A 22,556-nucleotide genomic window follows, 5' to 3' on the forward strand; every position below is an offset into this window, starting at 1 on the left:
ATCACCGCGGGGGTGCCCGCGGCACCCGTGGCGGCGAGCGCCTCACGACCGGTCTGCGCGGCGGCGGTCGCATCCGCGACCTTCGCGCCGTCGGCGATGCAGGTCACCGCCTCGTCGTTCGCGCCCGCGTCACGGGCGAGGTCCGCGAGATCGGCGTTGCTCAGGTCCGAGCTGCCGTTCTCCGCGGGCTGGTTGTCCGACGAGAACAACGCCGTGTGGAACGCCGAGAACGCGATCGCGTCGCCGCTGTCCGCGACGCACATCAACGCGCCGGCCGCGCGGGAGGAGTAGTCGCCGCTCGCCGACAACCGGTTGAGGAAGTCCAGCGTGTGGTAGCGGACCGCGAGGGAGCCCTCGTCGATCTTCTGCGCCATCTCCTGACCGTTGGTGTGCTCGAGTTCCGCGCAGTACGGGCACATCGGATCCTCGTAGAGGTCGATCGTCGTGGTCGCGTCGGGCAGACCGACGAGGATCCCGCCGTCGGCATCGGTGGTCACCTGCACGGCCGAGTTCGACACCCCGCCGTAGCCCTCGTTGCGAGGCTTGCTGCGGTTGCTGCTCCACAGCACACCGGCGATCACGACGACGGCGATCACCACCACCGCGAGGCCACCGAGGATGTACGTCGATCGACTCGACGTGGCCTGCGGTGCCGCCTTGACGGGTTTGACCTTCTTGCTGCTCACGGTGCGGTCCTCCGGTCCGGTATGTCCGTGGATGGATTCTGCTGGGTAAGTACGGTTTTACTGTGTCACCTCTTGCTGAGCTGGCACTGAGAGCATGGCGCGCGACCCCGGCCCGAGCGCGACCGGGCTGCGTGGGAACACGATCAGCCAGACCGCGAGTACGAGGAAGCCGACGTCGCGGGCGATCTCGCGGGCGTAGTCCCAGCCGTCGACGTCCGCGACTCCGCCACCGCCGAAGCATCCGCAGTCGATGGACAGGCCCCGTGCCCACACGGAGACGATGACCCCGATCAGGACGAGCAGCATCGCCGCCGACGCGACCGCGGTCGCTCGCACCGCGAGGCCGACGAGCAGCAACAGGCCGAGCGTGATCTCGAACATCGGCATCACCGACGCCACTGGGCGAACCAGGTCCTCCGGGAGCAACTGATACGCCCGGACCGCCACCACCGTCTGCATCGGGTCGGCGAGCTTGACCGCCCCCGACACGAGCCAGACGGCCGCCAGACCGAGGCGAGCGAGCAGACTGACGACGGGCTTCCACACGACTCTCACCGTACTCACGCGGCGCGTACATTCGATTCATGGATGACGTGGCGTCACCTCGTCCCGGCAGCTCACAGCCGCCGTCCGACGGGCCGGAACGACCGGCCGTGCAGGCGCCCGGCCTCCCCCACGGCTCGTTGCCGCACGACTTCGACCACCGGCACGCCGACGTCTCCGGCGGATGGCTGCGAGCGGCGGCATTCGGGGCGATGGACGGGCTGGTGACGAACACCTCACTGCTCGCCGGTGTCGGTGGTGCCGGACTGGCCGCGAACGAGATCGTGATGAGCGGAATCGCAGGCCTCGCGGCCGGAGCGTTCTCGATGGCGCTCGGCGAGTACGCATCCGTGTCGACGGCGAACCAGCAGATCGACGCCGAGGTCCGGGTCGAGCGCCGCGCACAGAAACGTCACCCCGTGTCCGAACAGACCGAACTGGTCGGCACCTTCGTGGAGATGGGGATGAGCGAACCGACCGCGCTGGCCGCCGCCGCCGAGGTGCACCGCGACCCCGAGCAGGCCGTCACGATCCACCTGACGCACGAGCTCGGCGTCGACCCGACGGAGAAGCCGTCCCCACTGGTCGCGGGGGCGTCGTCGTTCGTCATGTTCGCGATCGGCGCGATCATCCCGCTGATCCCGTACCTGCTCGGCTTCGAGTCACTGGCGGCGGGTCTCGCGGTTGGCTGCGGCGGCCTGCTCCTCGTCGGGGCCACGACCTCGCACCTGACGTCGCAACCGCTGCTGCGCGGTGCGATCCGACAACTGGTGTTCGGGCTCGTCGCGGTCGGCGCCACCTACCTCGTGGGCCACCTCATCGGCGTGGCCGTCGCGGGATGATCGCTACCGCGACCGCGCCTCGGGTTCGCTGCCGTCGGCGCCCTCGCCCGCGACGGGAACGCCGCGTCGCGCCGACCGGGGCACCATCGCCCACGCGACGATCGCCGGCACCGTCAGCGCACCGGTGATCGCGAACGCGACACCGTAGGACACCTGCTCGGCGAGTAGACCCGCGACGAGCGGACCGAGGACCGACCCCACGTCCGACGCCATCTGGAACGCCGCCAGCACGGGTCCGCCACGCGCCTTCGATCCGACGACGTCTGCGACGGCGGCCTGCTGCGACGGATTCATGAACCCCGACCCCACCCCGGCCAGCGCGGAGAGCCCGAACAGCACCCACAGGTTCGGACTGAACCCGAGCAGCGCCGTCGACGTTCCGGCGACGACGAGTCCGATCAGCACGAACGGGCGCCGACCGTGCGCGTCGGAGAGGCGTCCGGCCTGGATCTGCACGAGCGCGTTCCCGATCGCGAAGACAGTCAACGCGATACCGGCGTAGCCCTCGCCCGCATTCAGCGCCTGGACCACGAGGAGCGGCACCAGCGCCACCCGGACGCCGAACACCGCCCACCCGTTCACGAAGTTCGACAGCAGCGCGGCCCGATAGATCGGTGACCGCAGGGCGTCACGGAACGTCATCGACTCCACGTGCCCGGCCTGCTGGTCGGGTTCGGCGAGCGGTGAGTCCTTGAGTCGCAGGTACACGACGGCCGCCGCGACCAGCAGCGCGACGGCGTAGATGAGGAAGGGCACCCGCAACCCGAACCCGACGAGCCCCGCACCGACGAGCGGGCCGCCGATACTGCCGAACAAGAACGAGGTGGCGTACAGGCCGGACACCCGGCCCCGCATGTGTGCTGGGGTGATGCGGATCAGCAGGCCGAGCGCGGACACGGTGAACATCGTCGAGCCGATACCGCCGAGCCCGCGGAACACCAGCAGCTGCCAGTAGCCGGACGAGAACGCCACCGCCCCCGTCGACACCGCCACGATCAGCAGACCGGTGAGATAGACGGGCCGCTCCCCCAGCCGCTGCACCAGCGAGCCACTGACCGGAGCGAACACGAGCCGCATGAACGCGAACGACGAGATGACCACCGTCGCCGCGAACGCCCCGACACCGAAGCTGACGGCGAACTGCGGCAACGCGGGCGCGACGATGCCGTAGCCGAGCGCGATGACGAACGCGGCGCTGACCAGCACCCAGATCTCGGAAGGAAGCCGCGTCGACGACGTCGGGGCACTCGTCTCGGGACTGTTTGCTGTCGGCTCACTCATCTCGGAACGAATGGTAGGCGCGCACCCCACCGGCCCCGGTGACGGGTCAGGCGCCGGCGAGCGCTCCCTGCACGACGTCGCGGGCCGCCTCCTGCACCTGTGCGAGATGGTCCGGGCCGCGGAACGACTCCGCGTAGATCTTGTACTTGTCCTCGGTTCCGGACGGTCGCGCCGCGAACCATGCGCTCTCGGTGCACACCTTCAGACCGCCGAGCGGCGCACCGTTGCCGGGTGCCGAGGTGAGGGTCGCGGTGATCGGCTCCCCCGCGAGCTCGGTCGCGGTGACCGCCTCCGGGGACAGCGCCGCCAGCGCCGCCTTCTGGGCACGGTCCGCGGGCGCGTCGACCCGCGCGTACACCGGGTCACCGAAGCGGTCGACCAGCTGCCGGTAGCGCTGCGAGGGCGACGCCCCGGTCACCGCGAGGATCTCCGACGCCAGCAACGCCATCACGATGCCGTCCTTGTCGGTGGTCCACACCCGGCCGTCGCGGCGCAGGAAGGAGGCGCCGGCGCTCTCCTCACCACCGAAGCCGAGCTCCCCGGACAACAGACCGGGCACGAACCACTTGAACCCGACGGGCACCTCGACCAGTTCCCGTCCGAGGCCCGCGACGACCCGGTCGATCATCGACGAGCTGACGAGCGTCTTGCCCACCTTCGTCCCGGCGCGCCACCCCTCGCGATGCGTGAACAGGTGGTCGATGGCGACGGCGAGGTAGTGATTCGGGTTCATCAGCCCGGCGTCCGGGGTGACGATGCCGTGCCGGTCGGAGTCGGCGTCGTTGCCCGTCGCGATGTCGTACCGGTCCCGCGCCCCGATCAGCGAGGCCATCGCGTCCGGCGACGAGCAGTCCATCCGGATCTTGCCGTCGGTGTCGAGGGTCATGAACCGCCACGTCGCGTCGACCAGCGGGTTCACCACCGTGAGGTCGAGGCGGTGCCGCTGCGCGATCTCGCCCCAGTAGTCGACGGCGGCACCACCCATCGGGTCCGCACCGATCCGGACACCTGCGGTGCGGACGGCGTCGAGGTCGACCATCGACGGGAGGTCGTCGACGTAGCTGCCGAGGAAGTCGAACGGGTACGCGACGGTCGCGAGCGCCTTCGCCAGCGGCACCCGCCGCACCCCGGTGAGACCGGTGGCAAGCAGCTCGTTCGCCCTGTCCTGGATCACCGACGTCGCATCGGATCCGGCGGGGCCGCCGTGCGGCGGGTTGTACTTGAATCCACCGTCGCGGGGCGGGTTGTGGGAGGGGGTGACGACGATGCCGTCGGCGACGGCAGCGGGCCCGAACTCGTTGTGCCTCAGGACGGCGTGGCTGACCGCCGGGGTGGGCGTGTACCGGTCGGCGGCGTCGATCAGTACGTCGACAGCGTTGCCGCCCAGCACCTCCAGGGCGCTGGTCCACGCCGGCTCCGAGAGCGCGTGGGTGTCCCGCCCGAGGTACAGCGGACCGGTGATGCCCTGCGACGCGCGGTACTCCACGATTGCCTGCGTGGTCGCGAGGATGTGAGCCTCGTTGAACGCACCAACGAGGCTGGATCCTCGATGTCCGGAGGTACCGAAGGCCACCCGCTGATCCGGGTCGGTCGCGTCGGGCACGACGCTGAAGTACGCGGTCACCAGGTGTGCGAGATCCTCGAGATCCTGCGCCTGCGCCGGCTGACCGGCCCGTTCATGTGCCACGACGACCTCCTGAGTTCGCGTTGGTGCAGCGTCATTCGATCACGACGCGGGCACCCGCGTCGCGGTGGCGAGTCGGACCAGCCGCAACGTCACCAGCGGCAGCAGCGCGAGCGTCCCGAAGACCGCTGTGCCGCACACGAGGACCGCCGCCAGCCGCACCGGGCCGAGGTCGCCGAGGTACCCGACCTCCTCGGACGCGATGCCGACGGCCGGAAAACACAGCAGCACCGCGCCCGCCACGAGCGGGAGCGTCGACCCGCGCCGCGTCGTCAGGGCCGCGACGATCGCGCCCGGGATCATCGCGACCGCGTAGACCACGACGACGGACGCCGATCCGCTCCAGGAGAAGCCGGGGGTCCCACCCGCGAGGAGGGTCGTGGCACGCATCAGGATTCGGCCGACGACCCCGACGACGAGGCCGGCGCCGACGGCCGCGAGGACACCGGTGAACACCGCGCGCGTGATCGTCGCCGTCATCTTGCTCCAGGTGCTGTCGGATGGGATCGGCCCGAGTGTGCCAGGCCGCGGCGCCCGGCGCGGGTCAGGCGAGAACTGCGCCACCGGCGGCGAACCCGAGCGCAGCCACGGCCACACCGGCCACGACGCTGACCGCGACATTGAGGACGGCGATCGCACGTGCACCCGTTTCGAGCAGTCGGACCGTCTCGTACCCGAAGGTGCTGTAGGTGGTCAGCGCCCCGCAGAATCCGGTCCCGAGGACCGTCCACAATGCGCCGTCGTGGGCGGTCGCGGCCCCCGCGAGGGCACCGAGGATCAGCGACCCGATCAGGTTGACGCACAGGGTGCCCCACGGGAACACCGAGTCGTGCCGGGACTGGACGGTGCGGTCGAGGAGGAAGCGAGCGGGTGCGCCGATGGCGCCGCCGAGCATCACCAGCAGGACGGTGGTCACTGTTCGCTCACGCGCACCTGCTCGACCGGCTCCACGGTCACCGTCGCCTGGGTGAGCAGTTCGGCGATCGTCGGCAGGAAGGCGCGGATCCTTTCCTCGTCGTCGACGATCACGACGAGTACCGGCAGTCCGTCCGTCAGGTCGAGGAGCCGGGTCGTGTGGATGTGCGAGGACGCCCCGTAACCCTCGATCCCCCGCCACACGCTGGCACCGGCCAGTCCGGCGTCGCGAGCGCGTCGGACGATCTCCTGGAACTTCGGCGTGTGATGCCACAGGTCGTCGGCACCGAGCAGCATCGACAGGCGTGCTGCGGAAACCGATCCGAGGACATGCTTTTTCGGATCGTCAGCCATCGTCGGATCCCTTCGTGACCGCCACGCCGACCGCGGCGCGGGTGAACCACACTCCGGCGACGACCGCCGCGAGTGCCGCAACGAGCGTGCCCGCGAGATAGGTGAACGCGAGCACCGGCCGCCCCTCGTCGGTGAGGCCTACGATCTCGACGGCGTAGGTGGAGAACGTGGTGAAGCCACCGAGCACCCCGACCCCGAGGAACGGCCGCAGCAGGAAGTGCGCCGTCCACGCCTCGGTGACGAGGACGAGCAGGATTCCGATCAGCAGGCAGCCGAGGACGTTCACCGTGAACGTAGCCCACGGGAACGTGTCGGGAGCGGCGGGAATCATGCGGGCGACGCCGTACCGGGCGAGCGCCCCGAGCGCCCCTCCCACGGCCACTGCCGCCACGACGGCCGCGTCACCACGCATCACGCCTCCTACTCGGCACCGCCCGGGTCCGCGAGCCGGAACCTCAGGGCCGCCACGACGTCGGCGAGTGCGTCACAGAGGACGAGAACCCGATCCCCCGGCCCCGGCGCGGACAGCACTCGCAGCCTGTCGATCGCACCGATAGGCAGGCTGCGAGCGAGCGCGAAACCGCGGTCACCGTCGGTGCCGGGCAGGTCCGCCCAGACCGGGACCGGCAGCGCGGGACGTCCCTGCCGCACCGAGAAGCGCGCGAAGAGGTCGGCGAACTCGGCCAGCCTGTCGGTGAGCTCCCCGGCCGCCGCATCCGACACGTCCGACGGCTCGTCCGGCCACTCCGTGACCACGGCCCTCGGGTACGGGTCGTCGGGCAGCCACTCGTCGACCCGGATCCGCTGCTCGCCGACACTGCCGATCAGCAGCCGGGCACCGCCGCCGGGCCGGCACGAGGTGATCCGGGCGATCGTCCCTACACCGGTCCGGTCGTCGCCGCCACCGACCTCGTGGCCGCGGGCGATCAGCACCACCCCGAACCGCAACCGGTCGGGCTGCGCGAGGCAGTGGTCCACCATCGTCAGGTAGCGCGGCTCGAACACCTGCAGCGGCAGCGCTTCACCCGGGAACAGCACCGTTCCCAGCGGAAACATCGGCAGTTCGGTAGGCACCGGGTCAGGTTAGCGCTGCGAGCACCCGGCCGGAGTCGTAGCCTTGCCGATGGAAGGGGACGACCATGCACTCTGTGCTCCGGCGGACCACGTCCGCCCTCGCTGCCCTGTTCGCCACCGCGCTGCTCGCCGCCCTGATCGCGCCACCCGCCGCGGCGCAGCCGACGACGCCCGTCGCGGATCCCGACCCGTTCTACTCGGCTCCACCGGATGTCGCGGCCCGGGCCAACGGCGACGTGCTGCGCGTGCGACCCGTCGACGTGTCCCGCTACGGCAACGCCGACGGCTGGCAGTTGCTGTTCCGGTCCACCAATTCGTCCGGTGCACCGATCGCCGCGGCGACGACGGTGATGGTGCCGCGCGGCGGAGTGGATCGGCCGCTGGTGTCGTTCCAGGCGATCATCAATTCCCTCGGCACACAGTGCGGGCCGTCGCACACGCTGTTCAACGGCGGACTCACCGAGGCTCCGGCGCTGGCTCCGCTGCTGCTGCGCGGCTGGGCAGTCGCCCTGCCCGATCACCTCGGCCCGACCAGTGCCTACGGCGCCGCCAAGCTCGGCGGGCAGATCGTGCTCGACGGAATCCGTGCCGTCAAACGACTTCCCGAGCTGCGCCTGGTGCGCAGCCCGGTCGGGCTGGTCGGCTACTCCGGCGGCGGGATGGCATCGGGATGGGCGGCGGCGCTGGCACCGACGTACGCGCCGGAGCTGCCGATCGTCGGCGTCGCGCAGGGTGGCGTTCCGACGAACCTGTCCGAACTCGCGTCCGGACTGGGCCTGGCACCGCACCCGCTGTTCGGGTTGGCCTTCGCCGCCACCCTCGGCCTCGAACGCGAGTACGCCGGGCGCATCGAACCCTCCGCGTTCCTGACACCCGCAGGGTCGGCGCTGCGCGACAGCATCGCCAACGCCTGCCAGGAACAGATCATCAACGCGGGCGCCGGCCGCAGCACCCCCGAGGTCACCGCCGATCCGGCGCGGGTACTCGCACCGGAGATGCGAGCGGTGTTCGACGAGAACAGCCTGATGTCGTATCCGGGAGTGCCGCGTGCCCCGGTGTTCGCGTGGCACGGCGCGAGCGATCAGCTCAGTCCCGCGTCCTCGGTGGCGGCAACGATGAGCCGGTGGTGCCGGGGCGGAACCCCGGTCGTTCTGAACGTCCTGCCCGGCGATCACGGGCCGGCAGCGTTGGAGGGCATCCCCGGCGCGTTCGCCTTCCTCGGCGACCGCTTCGCCGGCCAGGCCGCGCCGAGCAACTGCTGACCGACCCCCGATCTCACCGAACGCGCCCCCAGCCGTCGGGCTGAACGTGCCGTTCATGCGACTGAACGAGACGAACGCCACTTTCAGCCGTACGGGTCGGGCAGGTGGGCAGGGGGTCAGCGGCCGGGCCAGGGCGGCAGCGGCGGCTTGACCCAGGTGATCTTCTCGTCGGCGTAGGCCGGGACGGCCCGCGGATCGTCGGGATGGGCGTCGGCCCAGCGGGTCTTCTCGCCGAGCAGCTCGGCGACGACGGTCCACGTCTCCCGGGTGCTCGGCGGATTCGCCCCCGCCTCCCGGGCCAGCTTGCGCAGCCGGTCATCGGCCATGGCGAGGAGTTCGTCACCGGTGATCGCGCGGTCCCACACGAATCGCGCGAGGTGCGTTGCCTTCTCCCGGCGTCGACGGGCCGCGGCCTCGGTGTGCGCGAAATCGGCGGGTTCCTGGTCCACGCGGCCAGCGTACGACCCCCGGCCCGGACACGACGAGGGCCCCGGACCGTGTGGTCCGGGGCCCTCGTTCGTGGAGCTGCCGGGAATTGAACCCGGGTCCTACGCAGCTTCGCCTGGGCTTCTCCGTGTGCAGTTCGCTATGCCTCTACTTGGATCTCCCGGTCCCGCGAACAAGCCGTGATGACGATCCCAGTCACTGTGTGATGTCCCGTCCGACTCCGTGACCGAGCCGTGCGGTGAAGCCCTCTAGCTGATGCCAGTACCCGACCCGAGGGCGAGATCGGACTGACAGACACGCTTCGCTACTTAGGCAGCGAGAGCGTAGTCGCGCTGATTGGAATCGGCGCTTAATTGGTTGCATCGACGCTTACGGTGGTCTCTTGCCTGCACCGACACGCTTCCCCTGACTCAACGTACGCAGTCGAAACCGTTCAGCCCCGTACGTCCCCAGCAACCTGCTGGGACCACACACTGTAACGCCCCCGCGCGGAGATTTCATCCTCGTTTCTTCTCGGCGTGTCTCGAGTAGATATCTGGACATTCGTCCAATAGCCCCCTACGCTCCGGACCGACATGCGGCAGTTGATCCACAGCACACTCAGTCAACGGGGAGACTTCGGACACAGATGAGACTTGCAGCCCGCCTCGGCCGCGTCCTGCCCGCGATCGGCCTCGCCGTCGCGCTGGCCGCCGGCGCCGTCACCGCCTCCGCAGCGCCCGCACAGTTACCCACGCTCCCGGGCGACGATCCGGTGTTCGGTCTCGCGAACGGCTGCTTCTCACTGCGGTCCGAGACGGCCGACGCCTTCGTCCGCGTCACCCCCGACGGCCCCCGCGCGGACGCGCGAACCCCAGACGAGGCCGAGGCGTTCCGACTGCACGCCGCACAGCTCGGACGGTTCATGTTGTACGGACGCGGCGGAGACATGCTCGCCCACGACGACGGCAACGCGGTCGTCACCACCCGCGACGCGACCCCGGCGACGGACTGGACGCTCACCAACACCGACGGTGTGTACAGCCTCACCGCGACCTCGAACGGCACGCAGCTCACCACGCACGACGGTCGCCTGTGGTCGACCGAGCCGGGTGTCGACCCGAACGGCGGCCGCTTCACCCTCACCCGCGCCGAGGGCTGCGCCGACTTCCCCGACTCCGAGGTGGGCGCCACCGGCACTCCCCTGTCGGGCACGGGCCCGAACGGCGAGGTCCGCGGCTTCATCGACACCCACGTGCACATGAACGCGAACCTGTTCATCGGCGGCGACGTGCACTGCGGCACCCCCTACGACCCGCAGGGCATCACCGTCGCGCTGCGCGACTGCGAGGACCACGGCAGCGACGGACTGCCCGCGCTGCTCGAGGACGTCATCTCCCACGGCAGCCCGTTCACCGGCCACGACACCACCGGCTGGCCCACCTTCGCGGACTGGCCGTCGCACGACTCCCTGACCCACGAACAGACCTACTACAAGTGGGTCGAGCGGGCCTGGCGCGGCGGCCTGCGCATCTTCACCAACCTGCTGGTGAACAACCACGTGCTGTGCGAGGTCTACCCGCTCAAGAGCCGCTCCTGCAACGACATGGACACCGTCCGCGAACAGGCGGCACAGGCTCACGCCATCCAGGACTACGTGGACGCCCAGTACGGCGGGCCCGGCCGCGGCTGGTTCCGGATCGTCAGCTCCCCCGAGGAGGTCCGCCGGGTCGCCGCCGAGGGCAAGCTCGCGGTGACACTCGGCATCGAGGTGTCGGAACCGTTCGGCTGCGGCATCCAGGACGGCGTCGCGCAGTGCACCGAGGCCGACGTCGACCGCGGCCTCGACGAGGTCTACGCGATGGGTGTGCGGCAGATGATCGTCACCCACAAGTTCGACAATGCGTTCGGCGGCGTCCGCTTCGACCCAGGCGTCCAGGGCGTCGCGGTGAACGCGGGCAACTTCCTCGGCACCGGTCGGTTCTGGGAGGCCGAGCCCTGCACCACCGCCGAGCACGACAATCCGCTGCTGTCGATGGGAGACGGTCCGGCGCAGGCGCTGGCGGCACTGCCGCCGGGCGTCACCACGCCGGTCTACCCCGAGGGACCACTGTGCAACGTCCGTGGCCTGACACCACTCGGCGAGCACATGATCCGCGGAATGATGGACCGCGGCATGATCGTCGACATCGACCACATGAGCGTCAAGACCGCAGACGCCACCCTCGACATCCTCGAGGACGCCGGGTACTCGGGCGTGGTGTCGAGCCACAGCTGGTCGGACCCCAAGTTCTACGGGCGGATCTACGCGCTCGGCGGATTCGTGGCGCTGTACGCGGGCCAGCTCGACGCCCAGGAACGCGAGCCGGGTCAGGATCCCAAGGCTGACCGCGCCCCCGGCTTCGTCACGTCGTGGCGCGAGGCCCGCGCCCAGCGCAGCGACGACTACTACTTCGGTTTCGGTTACGGCGCGGACACCAACGGCTTCGGCCCGCAGGCCGCCCCGCGCAAGGACGCCGCAGAACATCCGCTGGTCTACCCGTACACCACCTTCGACGGCGGCACGGTGATGGACCGTCAGCGCACCGGCGAGCGCGTCTTCGACGTCAACACCGACGGCGTCGCCCAGTACGGACTGATTCCCGACTGGATCGCCGACATGCGGAACGCCGCCGGAGCGGACGGTGACCAGATCATCGACGACATGAGCCGTGGCGCCGAGGCGTACCTGCAGATGTGGGAGCGCGTCGCGAAGTAGACAGTCGCGAAGTGGGACAAGGACCGGGAGACATTTCCTCGAGGTCACAGCTGGGGCACGCGTGGCCGATTCGCCCGGATCGGCCACGCGGCCGCGCCTAGACTCGACCCCGAGCCGGCACCGCCGCCGCCCTGGCGACATCGCCGGCGTGAGGAGGCTCGACGTGGCCGACCGATCATCGTCCCGGTCTCAGCCGGCCGCACCGGACACCGAGCAGATACGCAACGTCGTTCTCGTCGGCTGCAGCGGCGTCGGGAAGACCACGCTCTCCGAATCGCTGGCGCTGGCCGCGGGTGCGGTCACGAAGGCCGGGCGCGTCGCCGACGGGACCACGGTCTCCGACTTCGAGGATGTCGAACACCAACAGCAACGGTCGGTGCAGCTGTCGGTGCTCCCCCTGGACTGGAACGGAGTCCGGATCAACGTCCTCGACCCGCCCGGGCATCCCGACTTCGACGCCGAGCTGCGCGCCGGGATCCGCGCCGCCGACGCGGGTGTGTTCGTGGTGTCCGCGACCGATCCCGTCACCGCGCCGACCCGCGCCCTGTGGCGCGAGGCCTCCGAGGCCGGCGTGCCACGCGCGATCGTCGTGTCCAAACTCGATCAGGCCCGCGAGAGCTTCGACGACATCCTGACCCTGTGCCACGACGCGTTCGGACTCGGCCCCGACACGTTGCGAGCGGTGTACCAGCCCGTTCTGGCTGACGGCGTCCCCGTCGGTTCCGTCGACCTGCTGACCGGCCGCACCTACGGTGACGTCGAGTCGGCACCCGACACCGCCGCCGCCCGGGAGAGCCTCGTCGAGGCGATCTCCGGTCTCGACGACTCGTTGATGGAGCGGTATCTCGGCGGGGAGGAGTTGGACACCGATGCGCTGTTCGCCGGGCTGCGGCACGAGATCGTCGACTGCACCCTGCATCCCGCGCTGGCCGTCACCGACTCCGGGTTCGGTTCGACGGAACTCCTCGACCTGATCGCCGGCTCCTTCCCCGACCCCACACACCGCGTCGGCCCGGGCCCGGCCGCGGACCCCGATGCCCCGCTGACGGCGCAGGTCATCCGAATCACCGGCGACGCGTACGTCGGTCGCATCAACCTGGTGCGGGTGTTCGCCGGCACCCTGCGGCCCGACACCCACCTCCAGGTGATCGGCGCCGACGGTGCCACCGAGGATCGGCTGACGACGCTGTCCGGGCCGTTCGGCAAGGCCACGCACCCGATTCCGGAAGCCAAGGCCGGCGACGTCGTGTGCGTCCCGAAGGTCGCCTCCACGCGCATCGGGGACACGCTCGCCGACGACGCCTCGGCCGATCCCATGCCGCCGTGGCCGCTGCCCGCCGCGCTGCTCCCGATCGGCGTGGAGGCGCACAGCAAGGCCGACGACGACAAGCTGTCCCAGGCATTGGCCCGGCTGGTCGTCGAGGATCCCGCGCTCCGGCTCGAGCAGAACCCGCAGACGCACCAGATCGTGCTGTGGTGCACGGGCGAGGCGCACGCCGAGGTCACCCTCGACCGGCTCCGCACCCGACACGGCGTGCACGTCGACACGGTTCCGTACCGGGTGGCTCTGCGGGAGACGTTCGGGGGCAGTGCATCCGGCCATGGCCGCCTCGTCAAACAGTCCGGCGGTCACGGGCAGTACGCGATCTGCGATCTGGAGGTCGAGCCACTCCCAGCGGGTTCCGGATTCGAGTTCGCGGTGAAGATCGTCGGCGGATCGGTCCCCAAGAACTTCATCCCGTCGGTGGAGAAGGGTGTGCGGACGCAACTGTCGTCGGGGGTGGCGACCGGCAATCCCCTCGTCGACGTGCGGGTCACCCTCGTCGACGGGAAAGCCCACTCCGTCGACTCCTCCGATGCCGCCTTCCAGACGGCGGCCGCGCTCGCGATCAAGGACGCGGCCGGGCACACCGAGATCCGACTGCTCGAACCCGTCGCCGCGGTACGGGTGACGCTGCCCGACGACTACCTCGGCGCCGTCCTCGGCGACCTGTCCGCCCGGCGCGGCCACGTGCTCGGCACCGAAACCCCCGAGCCCGGCACCGCACTGCTCCGCGCCGAGGTTCCCGAGATCGAACTCGCCCGCTACCCCGTGGACCTTCGATCCCTGACTCACGGCACCGCCGAGTTCGCGCGCGCCCACCTCCGATACGACGTCATGCCCACGGCCGTGGCCGCCAAGCACACCGGCAACGGTCACGCCGACTGACGACTCACGCCATCGCGATCATCGCGACCGCCGCGACGGCCAGCACCATGCCGAACTGCTGCAGCCGCCCCACGCGCTCCCCGAGCATGGTCATCGCCAACAGCACCGTCGCCGCCGGATACAGCGACCCGATCACCGCGACGAGGGACAGCATGCCGCCCGAGAACGCGAACATCAGAGCGCCGTTCGCGATCACGTCGAGGAGCGCGATCCCGATCGCGAGCCGGGCGACATCGCGCGGCGGGAGCCGGAACTGACCGGACGCGGCGGCGACCACCCACACCACGGCAGTGGCGGCGGCCCGCGACACCGCGAGCGGCCACAGCCCGGAGTCGTCACCGACCCGGTCGAGACCGATGAACGAGAACGCGAACGCCAGACCCGACCCGACTGTCAGCCACGCCACCGTCGACGTGAACCGGGCCCGGTGACCGTCGACGGCCTCCCCCGCTGCCTCCGGAGTCTCCCGGCTCACGAGGACGACCGCGACGAGCGCGAGCACGACTCCCGCTCCCGCGAGCGCGCCGGGGCGCTCGCCGGTCGCGAATCCGACCCCGACCGGAACACCCGCCACCAGCACCGCCGTCAGCGGCGACACCACCGACATCGGGCCGTCGGCCAGCGCGAGGTAGAACCACCACACCGCGAGGCCGGACGTCACCCCGGACACGGCGCCCCACAGCAGCGCCGACCGGGTCAGCTCCCCGCCTACGAACGGCGCGACCGCGAGCACCATCAGAAGCGACACCGGGTAGGAGACGAGCACCACCCGGAGCGCGGCCACCCGGCGGGACGCCAGCCCGCCGACGAAGTCGCTGACGCCGTAGCCGACGGCGGCGACCAGTGCCAGCAGGACAGCGGTCACGGCCGGCGTGCCTGGATCAGCGGCTCATGCCCTTGATGCGGCGGCCGAGTTCGCGGGTGACCTCGCGCTCGGCGGTGCGGCGGGCGATGTCCTGCCGCTTGTCGTAGTCCTGCTTGCCCTTCGCGAGGGCGAGTTCGACCTTCACCTTGCCGTCACTGAAGTACATGGACAGCGGAACCAGCGTCTGGTTCCCCTCACGCGTCTTGCCGACGAGACTGTCGATCTCGCGGCGATGCAGCAGCAGCTTGCGGGTGCGCCGCGGCGCGTGGTTGGTCCAGCTGCCGTGGTTGTACTCGGGAATGTGCAGGCCCCGCAGCCACACCTCACCGTCGTCGACCGTGGCGAACGCGTCGACCAGGGACGCCTTGCCCTCACGCAGGCTCTTGACCTCGGTGCCGACGAGCGCGATGCCCGCCTCCACGGTGTCGAGGATGGTGTAGTTGTGCCGCGCCTTACGGTTCGTGGCGATGACCTTGCGGCCCTTTTCCTTCACGTGCGGGCCCCTCCGGTCCACGACAATGTGCCGGGGACGTCGTGCCACCGGCCTGGCTCACCACCCACGATAGTTCGGTGGCCCGGCGCGGCACCAATGAGATTCGCGGCACCCCCACGAGCGAGATTCGCGGCACCCCCACGAACGGGATTCCGGCGGCGCCGGATCGGCGCCGCCGGAGCCGCGTCACTTGTGCGGGACCGCCGCGGTCAGGCCGCCGTCCATGACGAATTCGGAGCCGGTCGAGTACGACGACTCGTCACTGGCGAGGAACACCACGAACGTCGACACCTCCTCCGACTCCGCGGGGCGGCCCAGGGGGATCTTCACCAGGTCCTCGGGCAGACCCTCGGTCATCGGCGTGCGGATGAGACCGGGGTGGATCGAGTTGACCCGGATGTTGTGCGGCGCCAGTTCGAGAGCTGCGGACTTCGCGAGCCCACGCACGCCCCACTTCGTGGCGACGTAGCCGTGCGCCCACGGGCTGCCGCGAAGGCCCTCGACGGACGACACGTTGACGATCGACCCGCCGCCGGCGGCAATCATCGGCTCGACCACAACCTGCATGCCGAGGAAGGTGCCGGTCAGGTTGACGTCGAGGATCTGCTTCCACTTCGCGAGCTTGAGGTGCTGCAACGGGGCACCGTTGACGATGCCCGCGTTGTTGACGAGCACGTTGAGCTTCCCGAAGTCGTCCACTGCGGTCGCGACCGCGGCCGTCCAGTCGTCGGGCGAGGTGACGTCGAGGTGCACGTACCGCGCTGCGTCCCCCAGCTCCGCAGCGAGAGCCTTGCCCTCGTCGTCGAGAATGTCACCGATCACCACCTTCGCGCCCTCCGCCACGAGCATGCGCGCGTGTGCCGCACCCATGCCTCGCGCACCACCACTGATAAGAGCAACTTTGTCGTCGACACGTCCCATGGGTCGGAACGGTACCGCGACGGGACACGTTTGTGAACAGGTTTATGGACAGCTGTCTGGATTGCCGTCTACTGTGACGCGACGCACAGGCTCAGCGCTTCCCCCAACCGCAGGAGGTACACATCCATGGCGATCCGTGTCGCCCACGTGGGCACCGGCAACGTCGGCCGGCTCGCACTGACCCAATTGATCGAGGACGCGCGATTCGAGCTCGTCGCGGTGTGCGTCTCGACGCCCGAGAAGGTGGGCAAGGACGCCGGTGAGCTCGCCGGGACCGACACGGTCACCGGCATTCTCGCGACCGGCGACCTCGACGACCTGATCGCCGCGGCACCCGACTGCGTCGTCTACTGCGCCATGGGCGACACCCGCACCGCCGAGGCGATCGGCGACTGCCGCCAGTTCCTCGGCGCGGGCATCGACGTCGTCGGCTCGGCGCCGGTCATCCTGCAGTACCCGTGGCACGTCATCCCCGGCGACTACCCCGACAAGCTCGACGCCTTCGCGGCCGAGCACGGCGCGAGCCTATTCGTCACCGGCGTCGACCCGGGATTCGCGAACGACCTGATTCCGCTCGCGTTCGCGAGCACCTGCCAGCGGGTCGAGTCGATCCGCTGCACCGAGATCGCCGACTACGCCACCTACGACGGCGCCGAGGTCATGTTCGACGTCATGGGATTCGGCAAACCCATGGACGAGATCCCGATGCTGCTGCAGCCCGGGGTCCTGTCGATCGCGTGGGGGACGACGCTGCACCAGCTCGCGGCCGGTCTCGGCGTGACGCTCGACGGCATCACCGAGCACTACGAGCGCGAACCTGCACCCGAGTCGTTCGACATCGCCGCCGGCCACGTGCCCGAGGGCAGTGTCGCCGCGATCCGGTTCGAGATCACCGGGACAGTGGACGGCAAGCCGGCCGTCGTGGTCGAGCACATCACCCGGTTGCGCGACGACCTGCGTCCGGACTGGGCCCGTCCCGCGCAGGACGGCGGCTCGTACCGCGTGGAGATCGTCGGCGAGCCGTCGTATCGCGTCGACATCTGCCCGACCAGCCGCAAGGGCGACCACAACCACGCTGCAATCGTCGCCGCGGCCGGACGGATCGTGAACGCGATCCCCACCGTCGTCGCGGCGCCTCCCGGCATCCGCACGACGCTCGACCTGCCACTGGTCACCGGCAAGGGCACCTACTCGCCGGCATCCTGATCCGATGACGCAAGGAGCCCCGGCGACATCGCCGGGGCTCCTTCGTAGTCAGGGGGAACCGCGCTATTCGCGGACATACAGACGCAGCGTGACGTACGCGGTGATCGCAGCCATGCCGACGCCCACGACGGCGAGGATCGGCGCCACCAGGAGCACGTCACTGTTGGAGATCTGGGCGACGATGTTGGCCTCGTAGACGTCCGCGAGGACATCGTCGACGAACAGACTCTTCGCGGTGAACAGTGCCACGATCGCGAGAATCGCGCCGACCAGCGCGGCCATCACTGCCTCCAGTAGGAATGGCAACTGCGTATACCAACGGGTGGCTCCCACCAGCCGCATGATCCCGACCTCGGTACGGCGGGTGTACGCGGCGATCTGGACCATGTTGGCGATCAGCAGGATCGACGCGATCGCCTGGACGACGGCGATCGCGAAGGCGGCGTTGCGGATGCCGCCGAGCACACTGAACAGCCGCTCGACGAGGTCCCGCTGGTTGAGCACGCTGTCGACACCCGGTCTGGTCGCGAACGTGTCCTCGACGACACCGAAACGGTCGGGATCGGACAGACGCACCTTGAACGACGCGGGCAGCGCCTCCGGGCTCACCATGGCCGCGAGCTCGGGCTGGTCCTTGAAGACACGCTCCTTGGCGTCGGCGACCGCGTCCTCCCGGTTGAGGTACTGCACGGACACCACCGCGTCGGTGGCCTCGAGGTCTTCACGCAGCCCACGGCACAGGTCGCCGGTGCAGCCCGGGTCGGACGTGGAGACGTCGTCGGTGAGGAAGATCTGCACCTCCACCCGGTCCAGGAAGATCTGCTGGGTCTTCCCCGCCATCTGGACGACGAGCAGGCCGCCACCGAACAGCGCGAGGGAGATCGCGGTGGTCAGGATCATCGCGATCGTCATGGTGATGTTGCGGCGCAGTCCGGTGAAGACCTCGCTGAAGATGAAGCTGGCACGCATCGAAGTGGTGGTCCTTCGTGAGTCGGGGCGGTTTCGTCGGCGGCGGGGGCGTCAGCGACCCACGCCGTAGACCCCCCTCGCCTCGTCACGCACCACCCGACCGAGGTCGAGCTCGACCACCCGGCGGCGCATCGAGTCGACGATGTGGTTGTCGTGGGTGGCCATCACGACCGTCGTGCCGGTCCTGTTGATCCGTTCGAGCAGCAACATGATGTCGCCGCTCGTGTCGGGGTCGAGGTTGCCGGTGGGCTCGTCGGCGAGCAGGACGAGCGGACGGTTGACGAAAGCCCGCGCGATCGCGACGCGCTGCTGCTCACCACCGGAGAGCTCGTTCGGGAGGCGATCCGCCTTGCCGGACAGTCCCACCAGGTCGAGCACCTCGGGGACGGTCCGCTCGATCACCGCCCGTGGCTTTCCGATCACCTCGAGCGCGAACGCGACGTTCTCGGCAACCGTCTTGCGGGTGAGCAGCCGGAAGTCCTGGAACACACACCCCATCGACTGCCGCAGCTTCGGCACCCGCCGACCCGACAACCGGTTGACGTGGAAGTCGGCGACATGGATGTCACCCGACGTCGGCGTCTCCTCCTTGAGCAGCAGTCGCATGAACGTGGACTTGCCCGAACCGGACGCGCCGATCAGGAAGACGAACTCCCCCTTGTCGATCGAGACGTTCACCTTGTCCAGCGCGGGCCGCGAGGACGCCTTGTAGGACTTGGACACATTCTCGACGCTGATCACGAGGAGCCAGTGTAGACACGACCCGGGCCGGGCACCGGGCACCACCGCGGGGCCTGCGACGACGACACCGCGGGACCCCCACCGGCAACTCGGTGGCGAATCCCGCGGCGGTACCCGGGTCAGGGTGTCGTGGTGGGCGCGACGGACGCGCTGGGCGTGGGCGCGGTCGTCGTCTCGACAGCGACACCCGGCGGCAACTCGACCCCGGACGGAACCAGCCCCGGCGGCAGCACGATCAACGGCGACGTCGTCGGCGTGTCGCTCGTCCCGGTCGCGCTGCCCTCCTGGCCGGTGGTCGTACTCGGCGGGGGCGTCGTGGTGGTCGGCGGAAGCGTGGTCGTCGGCGGCTGGTACTGCGTCGTCTCCATCGGGACCAGCACGGCCGCGTCGGGCTGGCTCGGCTCGGGCTCGGCAGCCATGAGGTAGCTACGCAGCAACGCGGTGCCGAGGAAGGCCACGATGAGCACGACTGTCGACGTACGAAGCCGCCCGATGTGGTCCGGCCAGGTCCACTTCCTCCGGGGCTTCGCCCCGAGGTCGTCGACGGTCACGCTCACGTGGGCCTCGTGGGCACCCTCCGGGCGGCTCACGTCGCGTCCCCCTGGTCCATCGAGAGGTCGGGTCCGATGAAGATGCCCTCCCTGCGCAGCGCGGCGGCGACCCGGATGCGCAGTGCCCGACCGACCTCGAACTGCTTGCCGGGCAGGGTGCGCGCCACCATCCGGATGTTGACGGTGTCGAGTTCGATGGACTCGACGCCCATGACCGTCGGCTCGTCGAGGAGCAACGGTTCGAGATCGAGATCCGCGAACGCGTCCCGACCGACCGTCCGGAGGATGTCGTTGACGTGGTTGAGATCAGCGGCCGCCGGAATCGGGACGTCGACGACGGCGCGGGCCCAGTCCTTCGACAGATTCACCGCCTTGACGATCTGGCCGTTCGGGACGGTGATGACCTCGCCGTCCGACGAGCGCAGCCGCGTCACCCGCAGCGTCACGTCCTCGACGGTGCCGGACGCGTCCTCCCCCGATCCGGTGATGGCGATCGTGACGACGTCACCGAAGCCGTACTGCTTCTCGGCGATGATGAAGAACCCGGCGAGGATGTCCTGGACGACCCGCTGGGCACCGAAGCCCAGGGCGGCGCCGAGCACGGTGGCGGGTGCGACGAGGCTGCTGATCGAGAAGCCGAGGCGCTGCAGCACCTCCAGCGCGACCAGGGTGTAGACGATCGTCACCAGCACCCAGGTGATCACCTGGGCGAGCGCGTGGCGGTGCTTGGTCGCCTCGGACCGGACCAGCGCGTCGCCCTGGTTGTAGTTCTGGTCGATGCGGTCGGTGATCCGGTTGCCGACCCATGACAGGAACCGGCCGATGAGCAACCCGCCGAGCACGTACAGGACGATCTCGAGGCCACTCGACTTCAGCCAGTCCTGGAAGTTCGTGGTCTCCGGGAGCCACCCTGCGGCGAGGGTGACGGACACGACGGGTTCGGTCAACTAGTCCTGCTCTCCCCGCATCCGCCAGCGGATGCCGGATTCGATGAACCCGTCGATGTCGCCGTCGAGGACGGCGGACGGGTTGTTGACCTCGTACTCGGTGCGCAGGTCCTTGACCATCTGGTACGGGTGCAGGACGTACGAGCGCATCTGGTTGCCCCAGGAGCTGCCGCCGTCGCCCTTGAGGGCATCCATCTCGGCGCGCTCTTCCTGGCGCTTGCGCTCGAGCAGCTTGGCCTGCAGGACCCGCATCGCGGACACCTTGTTCTGCAGCTGCGACTTCTCGTTCTGACACGTCACGACGATGCCCGTCGGGATGTGCGTCAGGCGCACCGCGGAGTCGGTGGTGTTGACGGACTGTCCACCCGGGCCGGACGAGCGGTACACGTCGACGCGGACGTCGTTCTCGTCGATGTCGATGTGGTCGGTCGTCTCGACGACGGGAAGGACCTCGACCTCGGCGAACGACGTCTGCCTGCGGCCCTGGTTGTCGAACGGGCTGATCCGGACGAGACGGTGGGTGCCCATCTCGATCGAGAGGGTGCCGTACGCGTAGGGGGCCTTGACCGCGAAGGTCGCCGACTTGATGCCGGCCTCTTCCGCATAGGAGGTGTCGTAGACCTCGACGCCGTAGCCGTGCTTCTCGGCCCAGCGGATGTACATGCGCATCAGCATCTCGGCCCAGTCGGCCGCGTCGACGCCGCCTGCGCCCGAGCGGATGTTGACCAGCGCGTCGCGCTCGTCGTACTCACCGGAGAGCATCGTCTTGACTTCCATCGCGGCGATGTCCTCGCGGAGCTTGTGCCGCTCGGTGTCCGCGTCGGCGACGGCCTCCGCGCCGTCCTCCTCGGCGAGCTCGTACAGCACCTCCATGTCGTCGAGGCGCGAACGCAGTTCCTCGACGCGGCGCAGTTCGGCCTGCGCATGCGACAGTTGGCTGGTGACCTGCTGCGCGTGTTCCTGGTTGTTCCACAGGTCCGGGTCGGCGGCCTGGTGCTCGAGCTCGTCGATGCGGCGGCGCAGCTCCTCGATGTCGAGCACCGTCTCGACGGTGGTCAGAGTGGTGTCGAGCTCGGCGAGGTCAGCGGAAACGTCGGGATGCACGAGAATCAAGGCTACCGGGTCCGACCGACGACACATGCGTCGCGGCCACTCTGCTCCGACCGCGGTGCGCAGAAACATTGTCAGGACGGTCGGTGAGGTGTTCCCTGCACGGATCGACCGTCCCCGACGAAGGAGCTCCACCATGAGCGTGACCGACGACTACCTACGCAACAACGCCGAGTACGCACGCACGTTCAGCGGTCCGCTACCGCTGCCGCCGAGCAGGCACGTGGCCGTGGTCGCCTGTATGGACGCTCGGCTCGACGTGTATCGGATCCTCGGGTTGCAGGAGGGCGAGGCACACGTCATCCGCAACGCGGGCGGTGTCGTCACCGACGACGAGATCCGCTCCCTCGCGATCAGCCAGCGTCTGCTCGGCACCACCGAGATCATCCTCATCCACCACACCGACTGCGGGATGTTGACGTTCACCGACGACGACTTCAAGCGCGCCATCCAGGACGAGGTCGGCATCAAGCCCGCATGGTCGGCGGAGGCGTTCGGCGACCTCGACGAGGACGTGCGCCAGTCGCTGCGCCGGATCGAGACGAGCCCGTTCGTGACCGCGACGACGTCCCTGCGCGGATTCGTCTTCGACGTCGCCACCGGGCTGCTCCGTGAGGTCGCCGCCACCTCCTGAGCCGACCGCACGCCCGCACCCCTTCGCCCCATGGGCGCAATGTCACATCGTGCGCGTTGATTGCACACGATGTGACATTGCGTCG

General features: G+C 69.6%; 24 protein-coding genes and 1 other RNA gene. 6 read left to right on the plus strand and 19 right to left on the minus strand.

Features of this window, described 5'->3' with window-relative positions:
- A partial coding sequence (locus ACFSJG_RS13880; protein ID WP_378485780.1) for a DsbA family protein occupies positions 1–686 on the minus strand: 686 nt, incomplete at its 3' end.
- A gap of 57 nt (positions 687–743) precedes the next feature.
- Complete coding sequence (locus ACFSJG_RS13885) at positions 744–1,232, minus strand: MauE/DoxX family redox-associated membrane protein (protein ID WP_378485781.1); 489 nt, start codon at positions 1,230–1,232, stop codon at positions 744–746.
- Positions 1,233–1,270: 38 nt separating this feature from the next.
- On the opposite strand from ACFSJG_RS13885, the gene ACFSJG_RS13890 reads away from it, so the two are divergent.
- Complete coding sequence (locus tag ACFSJG_RS13890; protein ID WP_378485782.1) at positions 1,271–2,071, plus strand: VIT1/CCC1 transporter family protein; 801 nt, start codon at positions 1,271–1,273, stop codon at positions 2,069–2,071.
- Positions 2,072–2,074: 3 nt separating this feature from the next.
- Here ACFSJG_RS13890 and ACFSJG_RS13895 read toward each other — a convergent pair whose 3' ends face one another.
- From ACFSJG_RS13895 to ACFSJG_RS13925, 7 genes are all read right to left on the minus strand, one after another.
- Positions 2,075–3,352 carry an MFS transporter gene (locus ACFSJG_RS13895; RefSeq protein WP_378485783.1) on the minus strand — a complete coding sequence of 426 codons (1,278 nt, stop codon included), beginning with the start codon at positions 3,350–3,352 and terminating at the stop codon, positions 2,075–2,077.
- Positions 3,353–3,398: 46 nt separating this feature from the next.
- On the minus strand, positions 3,399–5,039 hold the full coding sequence (pgm, locus tag ACFSJG_RS13900) for a phosphoglucomutase (alpha-D-glucose-1,6-bisphosphate-dependent) (protein WP_378485784.1): 1,641 nt from the start codon (positions 5,037–5,039) through the stop codon (positions 3,399–3,401).
- 39 nt (positions 5,040–5,078) lie between these two features.
- Complete coding sequence (locus ACFSJG_RS13905; RefSeq protein WP_378485785.1) at positions 5,079–5,516, minus strand: hypothetical protein; 438 nt, start codon at positions 5,514–5,516, stop codon at positions 5,079–5,081.
- 64 nt (positions 5,517–5,580) lie between these two features.
- Positions 5,581–5,952 (minus strand): fluoride efflux transporter CrcB, encoded by a 372-nt coding sequence (gene crcB / locus ACFSJG_RS13910; RefSeq protein ID WP_378485786.1) that lies wholly within the window; start codon positions 5,950–5,952, stop codon positions 5,581–5,583.
- Positions 5,949–6,305, minus strand: coding sequence for a DUF190 domain-containing protein (locus ACFSJG_RS13915; protein WP_378485787.1), 357 nt, complete (start codon positions 6,303–6,305; stop codon positions 5,949–5,951). The genes crcB (ACFSJG_RS13910) and ACFSJG_RS13915 overlap by 4 nt, the downstream gene beginning before the upstream one ends.
- Positions 6,298–6,717, minus strand: a complete 420-nt coding sequence (crcB, locus tag ACFSJG_RS13920) for a fluoride efflux transporter CrcB (protein WP_378485788.1) — start codon at positions 6,715–6,717, stop codon at positions 6,298–6,300. The genes ACFSJG_RS13915 and crcB (ACFSJG_RS13920) overlap by 8 nt, the downstream gene beginning before the upstream one ends.
- Positions 6,718–6,725: 8 nt before the next feature.
- Positions 6,726–7,379, minus strand: coding sequence for an LON peptidase substrate-binding domain-containing protein (locus tag ACFSJG_RS13925; RefSeq protein WP_378485789.1), 654 nt, complete (start codon positions 7,377–7,379; stop codon positions 6,726–6,728).
- A gap of 65 nt (positions 7,380–7,444) precedes the next feature.
- Between ACFSJG_RS13925 and ACFSJG_RS13930 the strand changes: the two genes are divergently transcribed.
- Entirely contained in the window at positions 7,445–8,641 is a 1,197-nt protein-coding gene (locus ACFSJG_RS13930; protein WP_378485790.1) for a lipase family protein, read from the plus strand.
- Positions 8,642–8,757: 116 nt separating this feature from the next.
- Here the strand turns inward: ACFSJG_RS13930 and ACFSJG_RS13935 are convergent, their stop codons facing one another.
- Together ACFSJG_RS13935 and ssrA are read right to left on the minus strand one after the other, a co-directional pair.
- Complete coding sequence (locus ACFSJG_RS13935) at positions 8,758–9,090, minus strand: hypothetical protein (RefSeq protein WP_378485791.1); 333 nt, start codon at positions 9,088–9,090, stop codon at positions 8,758–8,760.
- A gap of 68 nt (positions 9,091–9,158) precedes the next feature.
- Positions 9,159–9,529: a transfer-messenger RNA gene (ssrA, locus tag ACFSJG_RS13940) on the minus strand.
- A gap of 187 nt (positions 9,530–9,716) precedes the next feature.
- On the opposite strand from ssrA, the gene ACFSJG_RS13945 reads away from it, so the two are divergent.
- Both ACFSJG_RS13945 and ACFSJG_RS13950 read left to right on the plus strand, forming a co-directional pair.
- On the plus strand, positions 9,717–11,825 hold the full coding sequence (locus tag ACFSJG_RS13945) for a peptidase (RefSeq protein ID WP_378485792.1): 2,109 nt from the start codon (positions 9,717–9,719) through the stop codon (positions 11,823–11,825).
- A 163-nt stretch (positions 11,826–11,988) separates the two neighbouring features.
- Complete coding sequence (locus ACFSJG_RS13950; protein ID WP_378485793.1) at positions 11,989–14,034, plus strand: elongation factor G; 2,046 nt, start codon at positions 11,989–11,991, stop codon at positions 14,032–14,034.
- A 4-nt stretch (positions 14,035–14,038) separates the two neighbouring features.
- Here the strand turns inward: ACFSJG_RS13950 and ACFSJG_RS13955 are convergent, their stop codons facing one another.
- The 3 genes from ACFSJG_RS13955 to ACFSJG_RS13965 form a co-directional block, all read right to left on the minus strand.
- Positions 14,039–14,899: an EamA family transporter gene (locus ACFSJG_RS13955; RefSeq protein ID WP_378485794.1), complete on the minus strand. Its 861-nt coding sequence runs from the start codon at positions 14,897–14,899 to the stop codon at positions 14,039–14,041.
- Between the two features lie 16 nt (positions 14,900–14,915).
- The gene (gene smpB, locus ACFSJG_RS13960; protein ID WP_378485795.1) at positions 14,916–15,392 is read right to left on the minus strand and encodes an SsrA-binding protein SmpB; all 477 of its coding nucleotides are present in this window, start codon (positions 15,390–15,392) and stop codon (positions 14,916–14,918) included.
- Between the two features lie 186 nt (positions 15,393–15,578).
- Positions 15,579–16,313, minus strand: coding sequence for a glucose 1-dehydrogenase (locus ACFSJG_RS13965; protein ID WP_378485796.1), 735 nt, complete (start codon positions 16,311–16,313; stop codon positions 15,579–15,581).
- A gap of 126 nt (positions 16,314–16,439) precedes the next feature.
- Here ACFSJG_RS13965 and ACFSJG_RS13970 point away from each other — a divergent pair, with 126 nt between their 5' ends.
- The gene (locus tag ACFSJG_RS13970; RefSeq protein WP_378485797.1) at positions 16,440–17,519 is read left to right on the plus strand and encodes an NAD(P)H-dependent amine dehydrogenase family protein; all 1,080 of its coding nucleotides are present in this window, start codon (positions 16,440–16,442) and stop codon (positions 17,517–17,519) included.
- Between the two features lie 63 nt (positions 17,520–17,582).
- On the opposite strand, the gene ftsX is transcribed toward ACFSJG_RS13970, so the two are convergent.
- The 5 genes from ftsX to prfB form a co-directional block, all read right to left on the minus strand.
- Positions 17,583–18,488: a permease-like cell division protein FtsX gene (ftsX, locus tag ACFSJG_RS13975; protein WP_378485798.1), complete on the minus strand. Its 906-nt coding sequence runs from the start codon at positions 18,486–18,488 to the stop codon at positions 17,583–17,585.
- Positions 18,489–18,539: 51 nt separating this feature from the next.
- Positions 18,540–19,229: a cell division ATP-binding protein FtsE gene (ftsE, locus tag ACFSJG_RS13980; protein WP_007534901.1), complete on the minus strand. Its 690-nt coding sequence runs from the start codon at positions 19,227–19,229 to the stop codon at positions 18,540–18,542.
- A gap of 119 nt (positions 19,230–19,348) precedes the next feature.
- A complete protein-coding gene (locus ACFSJG_RS13985) occupies positions 19,349–19,819 on the minus strand; it encodes a hypothetical protein (RefSeq protein ID WP_378485799.1) in 471 nt (156 codons plus the stop codon).
- A complete protein-coding gene (locus ACFSJG_RS13990) occupies positions 19,816–20,727 on the minus strand; it encodes a mechanosensitive ion channel family protein (protein WP_378485800.1) in 912 nt (303 codons plus the stop codon). Before ACFSJG_RS13990 ends, ACFSJG_RS13985 begins: the two co-directional genes overlap by 4 nt.
- Complete coding sequence (prfB, locus tag ACFSJG_RS13995; RefSeq protein WP_378485801.1) at positions 20,728–21,831, minus strand: peptide chain release factor 2; 1,104 nt, start codon at positions 21,829–21,831, stop codon at positions 20,728–20,730.
- 142 nt (positions 21,832–21,973) lie between these two features.
- Here prfB and ACFSJG_RS14000 point away from each other — a divergent pair, with 142 nt between their 5' ends.
- Positions 21,974–22,471, plus strand: coding sequence for a beta-class carbonic anhydrase (locus ACFSJG_RS14000; protein ID WP_378485802.1), 498 nt, complete (start codon positions 21,974–21,976; stop codon positions 22,469–22,471).
- Positions 22,472–22,556 lie beyond the last annotated feature (85 nt).

The organism is Rhodococcus gannanensis (assembly GCF_042681175.1).
Lineage (GTDB): Bacteria > Actinomycetota > Actinomycetes > Mycobacteriales > Mycobacteriaceae > Rhodococcus_G > Rhodococcus_G gannanensis.